16 protein-coding genes and 2 pseudogenes are annotated in these 15,624 nt (G+C 58.3%); 11 read left to right on the top strand and 7 right to left on the bottom strand.

Features of this window, described 5'->3' with window-relative positions; genetic code table 11:
* Positions 1-167 precede the first annotated feature (167 nt).
* Positions 168-944 (top strand): annotated as a pseudogene (locus JFT87_RS28965) (PAS domain-containing protein); the annotation flags it as partial.
* Between the two features lie 84 nt (positions 945-1,028).
* The gene (locus JFT87_RS28960; RefSeq protein ID WP_446739750.1) at positions 1,029-1,487 is read left to right on the top strand and encodes a methyl-accepting chemotaxis protein; all 459 of its coding nucleotides are present in this window, start codon (positions 1,029-1,031) and stop codon (positions 1,485-1,487) included.
* Between the two features lie 76 nt (positions 1,488-1,563).
* Here the strand turns inward: JFT87_RS28960 and JFT87_RS25990 are convergent, their stop codons facing one another.
* From JFT87_RS25990 to JFT87_RS25980, 3 genes are all read right to left on the bottom strand, one after another.
* Positions 1,564-1,947, bottom strand: a complete 384-nt coding sequence (locus JFT87_RS25990; protein ID WP_201206058.1) for a hypothetical protein — start codon at positions 1,945-1,947, stop codon at positions 1,564-1,566.
* A gap of 251 nt (positions 1,948-2,198) precedes the next feature.
* A complete protein-coding gene (locus tag JFT87_RS25985; protein ID WP_201206056.1) occupies positions 2,199-3,623 on the bottom strand; it encodes an MFS transporter in 1,425 nt (474 codons plus the stop codon).
* A gap of 125 nt (positions 3,624-3,748) precedes the next feature.
* Positions 3,749-4,189, bottom strand: a complete 441-nt coding sequence (locus tag JFT87_RS25980; RefSeq protein WP_201206054.1) for a PACE efflux transporter — start codon at positions 4,187-4,189, stop codon at positions 3,749-3,751.
* A gap of 120 nt (positions 4,190-4,309) precedes the next feature.
* Between JFT87_RS25980 and JFT87_RS25975 the strand changes: the two genes are divergently transcribed.
* Positions 4,310-5,182, top strand: a complete 873-nt coding sequence (locus tag JFT87_RS25975; protein WP_201206052.1) for a LysR family transcriptional regulator — start codon at positions 4,310-4,312, stop codon at positions 5,180-5,182.
* 135 nt (positions 5,183-5,317) lie between these two features.
* Here the strand turns inward: JFT87_RS25975 and JFT87_RS25970 are convergent, their stop codons facing one another.
* Positions 5,318-6,349, bottom strand: a complete 1,032-nt coding sequence (locus JFT87_RS25970) for a LacI family DNA-binding transcriptional regulator (protein WP_201206050.1) — start codon at positions 6,347-6,349, stop codon at positions 5,318-5,320.
* A gap of 215 nt (positions 6,350-6,564) precedes the next feature.
* Between JFT87_RS25970 and JFT87_RS25965 the strand changes: the two genes are divergently transcribed.
* Together JFT87_RS25965 and JFT87_RS25960 are read left to right on the top strand one after the other, a co-directional pair.
* Positions 6,565-7,098 carry a gluconokinase gene (locus JFT87_RS25965; RefSeq protein WP_201206048.1) on the top strand — a complete coding sequence of 178 codons (534 nt, stop codon included), beginning with the start codon at positions 6,565-6,567 and terminating at the stop codon, positions 7,096-7,098.
* Between the two features lie 82 nt (positions 7,099-7,180).
* Positions 7,181-8,533 (top strand): GntP family permease, encoded by a 1,353-nt coding sequence (locus JFT87_RS25960; protein ID WP_201206046.1) that lies wholly within the window; start codon positions 7,181-7,183, stop codon positions 8,531-8,533.
* A 118-nt stretch (positions 8,534-8,651) separates the two neighbouring features.
* On the opposite strand, the gene alaC is transcribed toward JFT87_RS25960, so the two are convergent.
* On the bottom strand, positions 8,652-9,869 hold the full coding sequence (gene alaC, locus JFT87_RS25955) for an alanine transaminase (protein ID WP_201206045.1): 1,218 nt from the start codon (positions 9,867-9,869) through the stop codon (positions 8,652-8,654).
* A 139-nt stretch (positions 9,870-10,008) separates the two neighbouring features.
* Between alaC and JFT87_RS25950 the strand changes: the two are divergent.
* The 3 genes and pseudogenes from JFT87_RS25950 to JFT87_RS25940 all read left to right on the top strand — a co-directional run.
* Positions 10,009-10,659: pseudogene (locus tag JFT87_RS25950) on the top strand (LysE family translocator); the annotation flags it as partial.
* 80 nt (positions 10,660-10,739) lie between these two features.
* Complete coding sequence (locus JFT87_RS25945; RefSeq protein WP_201206043.1) at positions 10,740-11,234, top strand: GyrI-like domain-containing protein; 495 nt, start codon at positions 10,740-10,742, stop codon at positions 11,232-11,234.
* Between the two features lie 324 nt (positions 11,235-11,558).
* Positions 11,559-12,047 carry a GNAT family N-acetyltransferase gene (locus tag JFT87_RS25940; protein ID WP_201206041.1) on the top strand — a complete coding sequence of 163 codons (489 nt, stop codon included), beginning with the start codon at positions 11,559-11,561 and terminating at the stop codon, positions 12,045-12,047.
* A 136-nt stretch (positions 12,048-12,183) separates the two neighbouring features.
* Here JFT87_RS25940 and JFT87_RS25935 read toward each other — a convergent pair whose 3' ends face one another.
* Both JFT87_RS25935 and JFT87_RS25930 read right to left on the bottom strand, forming a co-directional pair.
* Positions 12,184-12,789, bottom strand: a complete 606-nt coding sequence (locus tag JFT87_RS25935) for a pyridoxamine 5'-phosphate oxidase family protein (protein ID WP_201206039.1) — start codon at positions 12,787-12,789, stop codon at positions 12,184-12,186.
* Between the two features lie 18 nt (positions 12,790-12,807).
* A complete protein-coding gene (locus JFT87_RS25930) occupies positions 12,808-13,293 on the bottom strand; it encodes a GNAT family N-acetyltransferase (RefSeq protein WP_201206037.1) in 486 nt (161 codons plus the stop codon).
* Between the two features lie 141 nt (positions 13,294-13,434).
* On the opposite strand from JFT87_RS25930, the gene JFT87_RS25925 reads away from it, so the two are divergent.
* The 3 genes from JFT87_RS25925 (at position 13,435) to JFT87_RS25915 (ending at position 15,520) form a co-directional block, all read left to right on the top strand.
* On the top strand, positions 13,435-13,860 hold the full coding sequence (locus tag JFT87_RS25925; RefSeq protein ID WP_201206035.1) for a YybH family protein: 426 nt from the start codon (positions 13,435-13,437) through the stop codon (positions 13,858-13,860).
* A gap of 93 nt (positions 13,861-13,953) precedes the next feature.
* The gene (locus JFT87_RS25920; protein WP_201206033.1) at positions 13,954-14,298 is read left to right on the top strand and encodes a YciI family protein; all 345 of its coding nucleotides are present in this window, start codon (positions 13,954-13,956) and stop codon (positions 14,296-14,298) included.
* Positions 14,291-15,520, top strand: a complete 1,230-nt coding sequence (locus JFT87_RS25915; RefSeq protein WP_201206031.1) for an RNA polymerase sigma factor — start codon at positions 14,291-14,293, stop codon at positions 15,518-15,520. The genes JFT87_RS25920 and JFT87_RS25915 overlap by 8 nt, the downstream gene beginning before the upstream one ends.
* Positions 15,521-15,624: the final 104 nt, after the last annotated feature.

Raw genomic sequence — 15,624 nt, 5'->3', positions numbered from 1 at the left:
CTTGATAAGAGCGTCGCAGCAGGGACTCTCCGATTAAACATCATTTATCACCTGACAAATCCTTCCTGTGGAGGGATGCGTGCGCCTGTTCCGTGGAACGTAGTGGTGGATCTTGAAAGACCAAGAACTTTCATCAATCAAAAAAACGCGCTTAAGGTGATAGAGCCATGTTCAACCTACATCACAAGGCTGACTTGCTGGAGATCGAACGCTTCAACTGTGCATTGACCGAGACCAACGCCAAGTTGGCGGCGGTCAGTCGTTCGATGGCGATGATCGAGTTCAGCCCCGAAGGCATCGTGCTCGACGCCAACGAAAACTTTTGCGCCGCCATGGGCTACAGCGTCGAAGAAGTTCGCGGTAAACACCACCGCATTTTCTGTGAAGAAGCGTTCTATCGCAGTGAAGCCTACGCCAAGTTGTGGCGCGACCTCGCTCGTGGCGAACCGGTCAGTGGCACCTTCCTGCGAGTGAACAAGGCGGGCAAAGAGATCTGGCTTGAAGCCAGTTACATGCCGGTATTCGGACCCGATCGCCAGATTAAAAGTGTGATGAAAGTGGCCTCGGACATCTCTGGCCGAATCTATAAAGAGCACGAAGAGGAGAGCATGCTGGCGGCCATCGGGCGGTCCATGGCGGTAATCGAATTCACCCCGGACGGTCGCGTTATTACCGCCAATGAAAACTTCCTCAAAACCATGCATTACTCGCTCCACGAAGTAGTGGGTCAACACCACAGCCTGTTCTGCCACCGTGCCGAAGCCGAGTCCGCGCAGTACAAAGCGTTCTGGGCGTCACTCAATCGCGGCGAATATCACTCGCACCGTTTCGAGCGCAAAGACAAGTACGGTCATACGGTATTCCTGGAAGCGTCCTACAACCCACTGTTCGATACCAAGGGCCGGTTGTACAAAGTGGTCAAGTTCGCCAGCGATATCACTCAACAGGTCACGACCCTGCAAACCGCCGCGGAATCGGCCCACAGCACCTCGGTACAAAACGACGCCTGTGCGCAGAAAGGTTCCCTGGTGGTTCAGCAAACGGTGCAGATCATTCAGGACATTTCCCGCGACCTCAACGAAGCGGCCCTGAGCATCGATGCGGTGAGCAAGCAGTCCGACATCATCGGCACCATCGTCCAGACCATTCGCGGCATCGCCGACCAGACCAACCTGCTGGCGCTCAACGCCGCGATCGAAGCGGCCCGGGCCGGGGAGCATGGGCGCGGGTTCGCGGTGGTGGCGGATGAAGTCCGCAGCCTCGCGGCCCGAACCAGTCAGGCAACGCTGGAGATTGTCGAGGTGGTGCGCAAAAACCATGATTTGTCGCTGAGCGCGGTGTCGAGCATGCAATCGAGTTTGAGCCGAACCGGGCTAGGCGTGGAACTGGCGAACGAGGCGGGGGAGGTGATTCTGGAGATTCAGCAAGGGTCGCGGCATGTGGTGGATGCGATCAGTCAGTTCAATGAGACGTTGCAGTTGAATTGATGCTCTGAAATCGTGAGGGTCATTTTCTAACAACCAAGGGCAGTTGCGACTGCCCTTGTTTTATTACTTGCACCTGTTACTTCAATTCGTAATTGGCACTGAACGTACCCTTGAAGGTAATCGGCCGCCCAATATCATCAAGGTAACTGGCGTCAATTGTTCCTTTTTGGGTATCCAGATTCGGCCCGATGGTGACTTTCCCTGTTCCGGTCAATCTGAGTAATATTTTTCCATTGTGATACTGCAGTGTAGTAGCCCCAGCTGGAGTAAAATCCAGATCGTATTCACCAGGCTTGAGGTTTTCGGCGGCATATCCTATCTGGACATAATGTTTGTCCATGGTCGCTATAAAGCTAAGTTGATTAAATTCAACCTGTTCTGTATCAAAGTCCTTCCCGACGGGGTTTCCGTTGTAGGAGGACTTGCAATTGCAAAGACCGGTGAATGATTTGGCTTCCATGATTATCTCCTGATCCTGACTGTGACCCCGAGTGTGATCACTCGACCCATTAAACAAGCGATGTTCAATCAGCACTACTGTCAGTTCTTACAGGTATCAGGATTTTCAGATGTAGGGTAGCGAGCCGGAGGGAAGGGCGTGACACAGGACGGAGGCCTCCGTGTCCCCCGTCCAGTTGTTTGGCACTGACCAAGATGATGAATTGACCTGTAGGTGATGACTGACTGCTGTACAGGAGCAATTACCGGGTTTCAACGATGGGCAATGTTCTCCAGTGCCAGGTTCCGGGTGCGCGGCCCGAAGTAGCCGATGGTGATCATCACGATCAACATGCTGCTGACAATAAACGCCAGCACCCCCGGCGTGCCGAAGTGTTCGAGAAAGATCCCGATCAGCAAACTGCTGAACACCGTCGACAAACGGCTGAACGAATAGCAGAAGCCCACCGCCCGGGCGCGGATGTTGGTGGGGAACAGTTCGCTTTGGTAGGAGTGATAGGCGAAGCTCAGCCAGGCGTTGCAGAAGGTGATCATCACCCCACAGACGATCAGTCCGACAGCGCTGGTCTGCAGCGCGAACAGCGTGCCGAAGGTCATGGCGCCCAAGGCCGAACCGACGATCTGCCATTTGTTCTCGAAGCGGTTGGCAAACTTCACGAACAGCAGCGGCCCGAGCGGGTAGGCCAGCGTGATGATGAAGGCGTACATCAGGCTGTGGGTCACGCTCACGCCTTGGCCCGAAAGCAGCGCCGGCAACCAGTTGCCGAAACCGAAGAAGCCGATGGCCTGGAACACGTGGAAGACAATCAGCATCAACGCCCGACGACGATAGGGTGGCTGCCAGATATCGGCAAAACGGCCCGGGCCCTGAACGTCGACCGCCGCGAGTTCCGGCTCGTCCAGTGGCTTGCCCTGATCCTTCACACAACGCGCTTCGACGCCATCCAGAATCCGGCTGGCCTCATCAAAACGGCCATGCTGGGCCAACCACCGCGGCGACTCCGGCAAGCGCGAACGCAACCACCAGATGAACAAGGCAAACACCGCACTGGCCAACACCACCCAGCGCCAGCCGGACACCCCGAACGGCGCCTGCGGCACCAGCCACCAGGACATCAGTGCCACCGCCGGCACCGACAGAAACTGCACGAAAAACGCGAAGGCAAACGCCGAACTGCGCATGCGTTTGGGCACTAATTCCGAGAGGTAGGCGTCGATGGTCACCAACTCAATGCCCAGACCAATGCCCACCAGAAAGCGCATGCAGATGATGCCCAATGCCGAACTCTGCACGCCCATGGCCACGGTCGCGATGGTGTACCAGATCAGCGCAAACGTGAAGATCGCACGCCGCCCGAAGCGGTCAGCCAAAGGGCTCAGCAAGCTCGCGCCAAGGAACAGTCCAAGAAATGTCGCCGAGGCAAACGCTGCCTGATCGGAGAAACCGAACACACCCTGACTGCCGGTGGTGAAGATCCCGTCGCGGATCAGGCCGGGGCTGATGTATGCGGTCTGGAACAGGTCATACAGCTCGAAAAAACCACCAATCGACAGTAATGCCACCAGCCTCCATATCGTGGAGACGGCGGGGAGGCGGTCGATGCGGGCGGAAATCTGTGCGGCACGAACAGGGTCGATGCCGTCTGACTGAGCAGCGGCGGGGGAGTGAGCAGGCATGGGCTGATCCGATTCTTGTTGAAGAGGAAGCTTAGCCTGCTATCGGAGTTCGCGGATTGTGAATATGCGCGGTTTAATCGGCTAAACCGCTGATTTTTTGCAATATCTGTTTACGAATTAACGATTTATGCCGCTGTCGCTGCATCCGGCAGCGCCGACGCCGGCAAGCCAAACGTGCGATCGAACAACCAATTGAACGCGAAGGTGTAGCACGGGATGAAGATGATCAGCGCCAGGTCGAGGAGAAACGCCTGGACCAGGCTGATGTTCATCCACCAGGCGATCAACGGGATGAGGAACACAATCAAGGTTAGTTGAAAACCCACGGCATGGGCGATGCGCCGTTTAACGGTACGGGTGCGCGAAGGCTGGCGGCTTTCCCAGCGTTCGAACAGCGAGGTGTAGATGAAATTCCAGGTCACGGCGAGGGTGGTGATGATCACCGCCAGCGGGCCAGTGCTGCCGGGTGAAGTGCCGGACAACAGCGCCAGACCGAGGGCCGAGAAGGTCATGCCGATGACTTCATACAGCGACACGTAGACCAGTTTGCGTTTAACGCCTTGCATAGGGTTTTGCCTCTTTCTTGCGAACAAATGCCAGCAGCACTGGCGAAGGCGACAAAAGATAGCTTCAATAGAGCTGATAGAAAAAGTCAGTAGCTTTCAGTTTTATTGATAGGACGTCGGATGAACTTCAACAGCGACAGCATCGAATTGTTTCTCGCGGTGATCGAGCGCGGCTCGTTTTCCGCCGCTGCCCGGGCCTTGGGCAAAGTACCGTCGGCGGTGAGCATGGGCATCGGCAACCTCGAAGCCGAGCTCGGTTATCCGCTGTTTGACCGCAGTCATCGCGAACCGGTGCCGACCGCCATGGCCAGTGCCTTGGTGCCTCATGCCCGGCTGATTTTTGATCAGCTCAAGCAGTTGCAGGTGCATGCGGTCGAGTTGTCGTTGGGGCTGGAAAGCAAGTTATCGATCGGGGTGGTGGCGGACATCGACAAGCGCGGTTTGATGGCGGCGATCAAGGTCATTGCCGAGCGTCATCCGCTGCTGGAAATCGAAGTGCTCAGTGCGCCCCAGGATGATGTGCTGGCGATGCTTCACAGTGGACGGGTCAGCGTGTGCCTGGCATTCGCCGGGTTGAGCATGAACGTGCTGGAGCGGTTTCAGTTCGTCGGCACCGAGCGGATGATCGCCACGCTGGCGGCGGACAATCCGCTGTTCCAGGGGCAGGGTTTGTTTCTGGAAGACCTGGTGCATGTACGGCAGATCATCGTCGCCAGCCGAGACTTGCCGATCAGCGAAACCCGGCCCTTGGTGGCTGAGTCTTACTGGCGCACCGACACCTTGGCGGCGGCACTGGAAATGGTCGAAGCCGGGTTGGGCTGGGGCAACTTTCCGTTGTCGGTTGTGCAGCCGTTGCTGGACGCTGGAAGGCTCAAGCGCCTGAGGTTCAGGAACATCGAAAACGGCTTGGTGTTGCCGGTGCATGCGGTGTGGCTCAAGAGCCAGCCGCTACAGAAAGGCGCATCGGCCTTGGTCGATCTACTCAGTCACTAAAGTCTGTGGAGATCCAATGTGGGAGCGAGCCTGCTCGCGAAAGCGGTGTGTCGCTCGGCACAGGCTTATCTGACACACCGCTTTCGCGAGCAGGCTCGCACACAGGATGGTGTTTCAACCTCGAATCTTTGGGGATCAGGTGCTTTCGCGGATTTTCAGTTCGAAACCCATGTCTTCAACCGGGCGTGCCACCGAGTTGCCGGCCATCAGCGTCAGCATCTGTTCCGCCGCGCGCCGGCCGATGGCTTCGCGTGGGGTGCTGATGCTGCTCAGGCGCGGCACCATGTGCGCCGAGGCCGGCAGGTCGTTGAAGCCGAGGATCGCCACTTGCTCGGGGATCTTGATCCCGCAACGCATGGCTTCGAGCAGTGCACCCTGGGCCAGGTCGTCGTTGCCAAAGAAGATCGCATCGACGTCCGGATGGCTGGCCAGCAGTTGCAGGAACAGTTCGCCGCCCAAACCGACGGAGGACGCGCGCGGGGTCAGCACTTCGAGGTCCGGGTCATACAAGCCGGCCTTTTGCAGGGATTTGCGGAAACCTTCGCCGCGCAACAAGGTGCGTTGGTCGAGCTGCGCGCCGATGTAGGCCAGGCGTTTGCGACCGCGGGACAGCAGATGCTCGGCTGCCGTTTCGCCAGCGGCCAGTTGCGAGAAACCGACGCAATTAAGGCCCGCGCCGCTGTCCAGTTCCATCATATACACGCAGGGAATATTGCTCGCCTCGATCATCCGTCGCGAGCTTTCGGTGCGGTCGAAACCGGTCAGCAGCAAGCCGCGTGGCTGATAGGCCATGTAGTTACGCAGCAGGTTTTCTTCTTCATCGCGCGAGTAATGGAAGTTGCCGATCAGCACTTCAAAGCCCTTGGGCCGAAGAACCTGATGAATGGCTTCCAGGGTGTCGATGAACAACAGGTTGGACAGCGACGGCACCAACACCACCACCGAATGGCTCTGGGCCGAGGCGAGGGCGCGGGCGGCGGGGTTGACCACGTAGTTCAGCTCAAGCGCCGCTTTCTGGACTTTTTCCACCAGTTCGGTGGCCACGGTGCTGACACCGCGCAAGGCCCGGGAAGCGGTAATCGGACTGACGCCGGCCAGGCGCGCGACTTCATTGAGGGTAGGGCGGCCGGTGGTGCGTGTATTTTTGTCGTTTTTAGGGGAGGTCATCGGGCGGCTTGCCAAACAAAATTCAAGGCACTAAGGTAGCGCTGTCCCGAAGCAGCTGCAAATGCGTAAGCGAGTTTTGCCTGATCCTCGCTTTTTGGCGTTGGGAACGAACATGCTGCAACCCACAAAAATGACAAGAAGGCGTCGGCAACTTCTACTTTTGGTCTAGTGTCATAACTGGCAAAGGTAGCGCTGTCTGCGCGCTGAGGTGTTTCATGAATCATCCCATCACCGCCCTGGTCATCATGGGCGTTGCCGGTTGCGGCAAGACTTGCGTCAGCGAGGCCTTGTGCCAACTCAGCGGCGCGACTGCCATTGAAGGCGATACTTTCCACCCTGCCGCCAATATCGAAAAGATGAGCGCGGGTATTCCCCTGAATGACGAAGACCGTGCCGGCTGGCTCGACAGCCTGTGCGATGAACTGCGCCGCGTCGATGCCAAGGGCGAACGCCCGGTGCTGACCTGTTCGGCCCTCAAACACAGTTACCGCGAAGTACTGCGCAGTGCCTTGCCGGGCCTGGGCTTTGTGTTCCTTGAGCTGACCCCTGAAGTCGCCGCCGAGCGGGTGTCCCATCGACCGGGCCACTTCATGCCGTCGACCCTGATCGACAGCCAGTTCGCCACCCTTGAGTCGCCAGTCGGCGAACCCTTGACCCTGGCCCTCGACGCCTCGAATCACAGCGTCGACGAATTGGCTCAACAAGCTCAAGCCTGGTGGCTCAAACACGGTTTGAAACTCGCCGGTTAAGTCTTGCTCCAAGAGATAGCGCTGTCCTGATAGCTTTTGAATAATTGCTTTCATAACAACAACAAACAGGAGACACCCCCCCATGTTTGGCATGTCCCATGAAACCTTTCTACTGCTAGATGCAGTGGTCACTGTGATCGGGCTTATCTTCCTGATCACCAAGTTCAAGCTGCACCCGTTCATTGCCCTGATCATTGCCGCCGGTTTCCTCGGCCTGACTTCCGGCATGCCGGTAGGCACCATTCTCAAGGCGTTCCAGGACGGCTTCGGTGGTGTGCTTGGTTTTGTCGGGATCATCCTGGCGCTGGGCACCATGCTCGGCAAAATGATGGCCGAATCAGGCGGGGCGGATCAGATTGCCCAGACGCTGATTCGCGCGTTCGGTAAAGAACGCGTGCAATGGGCCATGATGTTCGCGGCGTTCCTGGTGGGTATTCCGCTGTTCTTCGAAATCGGCTTCGTGTTGCTGATTCCATTGGTGTTCATCGTTGCCCGGCGTACCGGCGTGTCGATCATCAAGATCGGTATCCCGCTGTTGGCCGGTCTGTCGGCGGTGCACGGCCTGGTGCCTCCGCACCCCGGTCCGCTACTGGCCATCGGCGTGTTCGGTGCCGACATCGGTAAAACCATTCTGTACGGTCTGATCGTTGCGTTGCCGACGGCCATCATTGCCGGCCCGATCTACGGCACGTTCATCGCCAAGTACATTCCCGGCCATGCTAACCAGGAACTGGTGGATCAACTGGCGCGCGAGCCACAAGCCACGACCCTGCCGAGCTTCGCCATCACCCTGATCACCGTGCTGCTGCCGGTGTTCCTGATGCTGCTCAAGACTTTTGCCGACGTGGCACTGCCGGACGGGCATTTCTTCCGCAACTGGATGGACCTGATCGGTCACCCGATTTCGGCACTGTTGCTGGCGTTACTGTTGTCGCTGTACACCTTCGGCCATCGTCAGGGCATCGGCTCCAAACAGATTCTCAAACTGCTGGATTCGAGTCTTGCGCCGACTGCGGCGATCATTCTGATCATCGGTGCCGGTGGTGGTTTCAAGCAGATGCTGGTGACCAGCGGCGTGGGTGACGTGATCGGCCACATGGCAGTGAACGCGCAGATCTCGCCGATCCTTCTGGCCTGGCTGGTAGCGGCGGTGATTCGCGTGGCAACGGGTTCGGCGACCGTGGCGACCATTACTGGCGCGGGCATCGTGGTGCCGGTGGTGGGGATGATTCCAGGTGTGAACCGTGAGCTGCTGGTGTTGGCCACCGGTGCCGGTTCGTTGGTGCTGTCTCACGTCAACGACGCGGGTTTCTGGCTGGTGAAGCAGTACTTCAACATGACCGTAGCGGAAACCTTCAAGACCTGGACTGCGATGGAAACCATCCTGTCGGTGGTGGCGCTGGGCTTCATTATGTTGTTGTCGCTGGTGGTCTAAGTACACCGCAAAACCAAATGTGGGAGCGGGCTTGCTCGCGAAAGCGGTCTGACAGTCAACATCATCGTTGAATGTCAGGCCCTCTTCGCGAGCAAGCCCGCTCCCACATTGGTGTGTGTCAGGCGTTGGTTTTTGCTACCAACCCATCCGCCCGGAACATCCCGCGAATCCCGCGTACGGCCTGACGAATCCGGTCCTGGTTTTCGATCAGTGCGAAGCGCACATGATCATCCCCGTATTCGCCGAATCCTACCCCCGGCGAGACGCAAACCTTCGCCTCGGCGAGCATTTTCTTGGCGAATTCCAGCGAGCCCAAATGTGCATAGGCCTCGGGAATTTTGGCCCAGACGTACATCGATGCTTTCGGATTTTCGACCATCCAGCCCAGTTCATGCAGGCCTTTGACCAGCACGTTGCGACGCTGGCGGTACTGCTCGGCGATGTCTTTGACGCACTGCTGATCGCCTTCGAGCGCGGCAATCGCTGCAACTTGTAGCGGAGTGAAGGTGCCGTAGTCGTGGTAACTCTTGATCCGCGCCAAGGCGTTGACCAGTTCAGCGTTACCGACCATGAAACCAATCCGCCAGCCGGCCATGTTGTAGCTCTTGGACAGGGTGAAAAACTCCACTGCGATGTCCTTGGCGCCTGGCACTTGCATGATCGACGGGGCTTTCCAGCCGTCGTAGACGATGTCGGCGTAGGCGAGGTCGTGCACCACCAAAACGTCGTACTGTTTGGCGAGGGCGATCACTCGTTCGAAGAAATCCAGCTCTACGCATTGAGCGGTAGGGTTCGACGGGAAGCCAAGGATCATCATCTTCGGTTTCGGGATCGAGCCGCGAATCGCGCTTTCCAGTTCGGCGAAGAAGTCCACGCCCGGTATCAACGGCACCGAACGCACCTGGGCGCCGGCAATCACCGCGCCGTAGATGTGAATCGGGTAGCTCGGGTTCGGCACCAGCACGGTGTCGCCCTGGTCGAGGGTGGCCAGCATCAAGTGCGCCAGGCCTTCCTTGGAGCCGATGGTGACAATGGCTTCGGTTTCCGGGTCGATGTCGACCTCGTAGCGATCCTTGTACCAATTGGAAATCGCCCGGCGCAGACGTGGAATGCCTTTGGACGTTGAATAACCGTGGGTGTCTTCGCGCTGGGCGACGGTCACCAGTTTTTCGACGATGTGCGGCGGGGTCGGGCCATCAGGGTTGCCCATGCTGAAGTCGATGATGTCTTCGCCACGACGACGGGCGGCCATCTTCAGCTCGGCAGTGATGTTGAATACGTAAGGGGGGAGTCGATCTATGCGCGCAAAGCGGCGCGGCGAACCTGGGTTAGCCATTGTTGCCTCGGATAACGTGAGCGCCCGGAACCGTCCGAGCGACGCTGGCCACTGCGGTGGCCTGTGGCGGAATGTAAGGGCTGATGTGGCACACTGTCCAGCGACTATGTGAACAATTTTTTCCGAAGGAAACGGGTTGATGGAATTTAGCAGCGGCTTCTTGCTGAGCCTTTCGCTGTGCCTGGATATCGGCGTGGCCAACATTGCAATGATCACTTTGGCGATGCAGCGCGGCTATTTTCAAGGCTTTGCGCTGGGGTTGGGGACGTGTGTCGGCGACCTGATCTACGCCGTGCTGGCTCTGGCCGGTATGACCGTTTTGCTGCAATACGAAACCGTGCGCTGGGTACTGTGGATCGGTGGTTCGGCGCTGCTGGTGTACTTCGCGGCGAAGATGATTTATTCGGCGATTCACCACGAAGCAGCGTTGGCCCAGACCGCCGAAGTCGGTCAGAACTCGCACCGCAAAGAATTTTTTCGTGGCATTTTCCTGGCGATGTCGTCGCCTAGCGCGATTCTCTGGTTCGCCGCGGTGGGCGGCACGCTGATCGCGCGTTCCGGCGGTGGTGGTGCACTCAGTTCTGCGTTGTTCCTCGGTGGGTTTCTCTGTGCCGGTCTGCTCTGGAGTGCCGGTTTGTGCTTCGCTGCGAGCCATGGCGGCAAATTGCTGGGTGACAAGTTACTGCGCTATTCCTACATGGCATCAGCGGCGATCTTCTGCTATTTCGCGGTTTACGTGATTCTATCGGGCTATAACGAGTTCATCGAAAAGGCTGCCGTCGGGCAGCTTCCATTCGTTGTAACCGTGCGAAATGGGTTTGGCTTTCTATACTCCCAGCCGAACCCCTTTTTTGTTCCAGGAGTCGAGTCATGGATGAGCAAAAACGCGTCGAAGTGGCTGAACCTCGCTTCGAACATGGACACTTCCTGCTGATTGCAGGGCTGGGTGAGCGATATACCCAGGAAACCGCGCATAACATTCCGGCGTTGTGGGAAAAATTCCTGCCCCATCTGGGCCAGATTCCGGGTCAGAAAGGTGAAGTCACCTACGGCGTCTGCTGCAATTTCGATGGTAAGGGTGGGTTCGATTACATCGCTGGGGTGGAAATCAGCAAGCTCGATGAGTTGCCTCAGGATACGTTTCGCTGGGTTGAGGTTTTGCCCCGACAATACGCGGTGTTCGAGCACAAAGGCTCTCTGGAGCACCTGCCGCAGACCCTGCAATACATCTACAAGACCTGGCTGCCAGCCTCCCACTACGTGGAGCTCAACGCTCCGGAACTGGAGCGATACAGCGCGGACTTCAACCCGGCGCGTAAAACCGGCAAGCTGGAAATCTGCGTACCGGTCGAAGCCCGGCGGTAATCAAACAATGAGGCGACGGATTTACGATCCGCCGCCTCGTTTTCATCTCTGTTTTGCCTTGTTGGTCCGACGCGTGCGCATCAGGTCGATGCCCAGGGTGATAAAGCCGAAAGTACTGATGCCCAACACCATCAACAGGCCAATCTCAACGCTGCTCATAAGCGGTTTCCCTCAAGGGTAGTCAGAGACACGCCCTACAAGTAGCCGCCCGCGAAGCCAAAGAAAAGCGCTTATACGCAGGCTTTACGCTGCACCTGCGGATCGATATGCAGACCTTATTCAATTATGCTTTCGGCTCTTTCTTCTGCTGATTTTCGAGTTGCCATGAACACCCTCATTCGTAACGTCACCGCCGCCGACCTGGAACGCTGCTACGCCATCGAAACCGTCGCCTACGAAGGCGACGAAGCCGCCACTCGGGAAAAAATCGCCACCCGCATCGCCACCTGGCCAGAGGGCTTTATCGTGGCTGAAGTCGATGGCGTTGTAGCCGGTTTCGTCAATTCCGGTGCGGCGTTTGAGGTGGAAATGTCGGACGAAGCGTTCAAGGAACTGATCGGCCACGACCCGGCAGGTCCCCATGTGGTGATCATGTCGGTGGTGGTGCATCCGGATTATCAGGGGCTTGGCTTGGCAAAGCGCTTGATGGGTGAGTTCATCGAGCGGATGCGCGCGATGGGCAAGGCCAGCATCCACCTGATGTGCAAGGAACGGCATGTTCCGCTGTATGCCGGGTTCGGGTTTGCCTACATCAAGCCCTCGGCGTCGGATCATGGCGGGATGGCGTGGCATGAGATGATCCTCACTCTCTGAACCGGCACCCATCTAAATTGTGGGAGCGAGCCTGCTCGCGAAGAGGCCGTGTCAGCCAACCGATTTGTTGACTGATCTAGCGCTTTCGCGAGCAGGCTCGCTCCCACAGGGTTTTGTTGTGTTTGCAGCTCTGCGTTTAGTACAGCGTGTCCAGCACCCGTTTTGGCGCTTCGCGGTCGTAACTGTCCGCATCGAACTGGCCGTCATTCAGGCGCTTGTGGAAGGCGCCAGCAGAGGGCAACGCTGAGCGTGGCAGGTGCGTTTCCGGGTTCCACGCATCCGAGCGCACAAAAGCTTTCGAACAATGGAAAAACGCCGCTTCCACCGTCACCAGCAACACGGTTTTCGCCGGTTTGCCATTCACCGCAAAGCTTTCCAGCAGCGCCGGATCTGCGCTGATCGTCGCGGTGCCGTTGACCCGCAACGTTTCGCCAATCCCCGGGATGATGAACAGCAGCGACACTCGCGGATCGTGCAGCACATTGCGCAAGGTATCGATGCGGTTGTTACCCGGGCGATCCGGCAGCGCCAGCGTGCGTTCGTCGATGATCCGCACAAACCCCGGTGCATCGCCACGCGGTGAATTGTCGAGGCCATCGGCGCCCACCGAGCTGACGATCACCAGCGGCGAGACGCGCACCATCGCCTGATAATCCGCGTTGAGAAAGGTGATCTGCTTGCGCACCGCACGTTCGTGGGGCAGTCCGTAAATAGCTTCCAATGCTTCGATTGAATCGATCATCGTGCATCCCTCGATGATTCAGAAAACCAAACCCATCCGCCGCTCGTAACCGATCCGGCCCTTGTACGCCTCGCCGCTGTCGACAAAGCCATATCGGGCATACAACGCAATAGCCGCTTCATTGTCGGCATCCACCGACAATTCCAGCCCTTTTATTTCCGGGAACGCCTGGCGCGCGGCTGTGGGCAGGGCTTGCAGGCAGGCCTTGCCGTAACCTTTGCCCTGGGCGCGTTGATCGACCTGCAAGGCGTGCAACGTGGCGCTGTGTTCATTCGCCCAGGCGGGTAAAACCGGTGGGCGCTTGAGCAGCAGGAACGCCACGGGAATCTCTTCGACCAATAAAGCAAAGCCTTTGACGCCGGGGCCGGGTTTGGACAGCAGGGTGTGCAACGCACCATGGATGTCGCCGCTAAACTTGATCTGTTCCGAATGGACTTCAATGGCCTCGACCTGTTGGCGCTGCAACGCATTCAGGCTTTCGTATGGCACAAGTAGGGCTGTCACTGGAGTGTCCTTTTCCCAATAGAAATGAGCTTCGGATTCTAGCGAGTTTGCGTTGTTGGATTATTTTTATTTCGGTTGTCGATTTGGCTTTTCGCCGAACGACTAAGGGTGTCTTCACAACAAAAAACATGGAGAACCGCCATGAATGCGCAAACCCAAATTCGCAACCTGATCGAAACCTACCGCCAGGCTGTCATCGCCAAGGACCTGGAAAAAGTCATGGCCTTGTACGCCGACGACATCGTCTCCTTCGACGCGGTCAAGGCCCTGCAATTCAAGGGCAAAGCGGCGTACCGCGCGCATTGGCAGGAATGCCTGGAAATGTGCCCCGGCCCGCACATCTTCGAATTCCATGAACTCGACATCGAGGCGTCGCAAGAAGTCGCGTTCGCTCATTGGCTGGCCCATTGCGGTGGCACCAATGACAAGGGCGAAACCCAGGCCTGCTGGATGCGCGTCACCGCGTGCTATCGGCAAGAGTCGGGGCTCTGGCAGATCATCCATGAGCACTGGTCGGCGCCGTTCGACATGATGACCGGCACTGCGCTGTTCGGCCTGCAACCCTGATCGCCCGGGCCAATTCGTCGAGCTTATTCGTCGGAAAAGCAGCCACCCCACCCAACAGCAGCCATAGTTGATCAGCCGATCACGGAGAGCCCCATGAAATACCTATGTCTGGTTTACAGCAACGAGCAGGCGCTGCACTCACTGCCCGACAGCCCCGAAGACGCCGAATGCATGGCCTATGCCGAGTCGATCCAGGGCAGCGGCCGGATGCTCGCCGCCGAGGCGCTGGAGTCGGTGCAGACCGCCACTACCGTGCGTATGCGCAACGGCAAACTATCGATCACCGATGGCCCGTTTGCCGAAACCAAGGAGCAGTTGGCCGGCTTCTACCTGATCGATGCCAAAGACCTTAATGAAGCCATCCAGGTCGCCGGCAATATTCCGGCGGCCCGGGTCGGCTGCGTCGAGGTCCGTCCCGTTCGCCAGTTGAATGTCTGAGCTGCGCACGCGGGTCGAGCAGGTCTACCGCGAAGACTCGCGGCGGATTCTCGCGACGCTGATCCGTTTGCTCGGCGATTTCGACCTCGCCGAAGAGGCCTTGCACGAGGCCTTCTTCGTCGCGGTCGAGCGTTGGCAGCGCGATGGTGTGCCGGACAATCCACGGACCTGGCTGGTGTCCACCGGGCGCTTCAAGGCCATCGACGTGTTGCGTCGGCGCGCTCGTTTCAACGCGTCGCGACCGATGTTGATCGCTCAGTTGGAAGCGCTGGAACAGGCCGACTGGAGTGACGAAGACGTGGAAGACGATCGCTTGCGGCTGATCTTCACCTGCTGTCACCCGGCACTCGCGGCCGACGCCCAAGTGCCGCTGACCTTGCGCGAAGTCTGTGACCTGACCACGGAAGAAATCGCCCGGGCCTTCCTCTCGGCGCCGGCCACCATCGCCCAGCGCATCGTGCGGGCCAAAGCGAAGATTCGTGACGCGAAAATCCCTTATCAAGTACCGTCACTGGCCGAGTTGCCCGAGCGCCTCGACAGCGTGTTACGAGTGATTTACCTGGTGTTCAACGAAGGTTACTCGGCGTCCATCGGCGCCGAACTGACCCGGGAAGATCTGACCCGCGAAGCGATTCGCCTTGGGCGCTTGTTGATGGAATTGTTGCCCGAGCCCGAGGTAATGGGGTTGCTGGCGCTGATGCTGTTGCATGAATCGCGGCGCCCGGCCCGGACCTCGGACACTGGCGAGCTGATCCTGCTGGATGAGCAGGATCGTTCTTTGTGGGACGCCGGGATGATTGCCGAAGGTTGTGCATTGGTGGAGCGGGCGCTGACTTTGCGGCGCTTCGGGCCGTATTGCCTGCAAGCGGCGATTGCGGCGGTGCATGCCGAAGCACCGACGGCGGGGGAGACCGATTGGCCGCAGATTGTTGGCTTGTATGACTTGTTGCTGCGGGCGGTGCCGTCGCCGGTAATCGAACTGAACCGTGCGGTGGCGCTGGCCATGCGCGATGGACCGTTGGCGGGGTTGACGGTGGTGGAAGGGATACTGGCGCGCGGGGAGTTGCGCGATTACCACTTGGTGCACTCGGCGCGAGCGCAGTTTTGTCGGCAGTTGGGACGGGTGGAAGAGGCGCGGGAGGCGTATCAACGGGCGCTTGAACTGACGCAGCAAGAGCCGGAGCGGCGGTTTATCGAGGGGCGGCTCAGGGATCTGGAATGATTCGGGAGGTGCTTTATGATTGCCGGCCTCTTCGCGAGCAAGCCCGCTCCCACATATGATCGCCTGTGTGCCACAGATTGTATGCACACCGAGGATCCACTGTG

Source organism: Pseudomonas sp. TH15 (assembly GCF_016651105.1).
In the GTDB taxonomy this organism is placed as follows: domain Bacteria; phylum Pseudomonadota; class Gammaproteobacteria; order Pseudomonadales; family Pseudomonadaceae; genus Aquipseudomonas.
The sequence above is the reverse complement of the archived record's forward strand: the minus strand, read 5'-3'. Positions and strand labels throughout refer to the sequence as shown.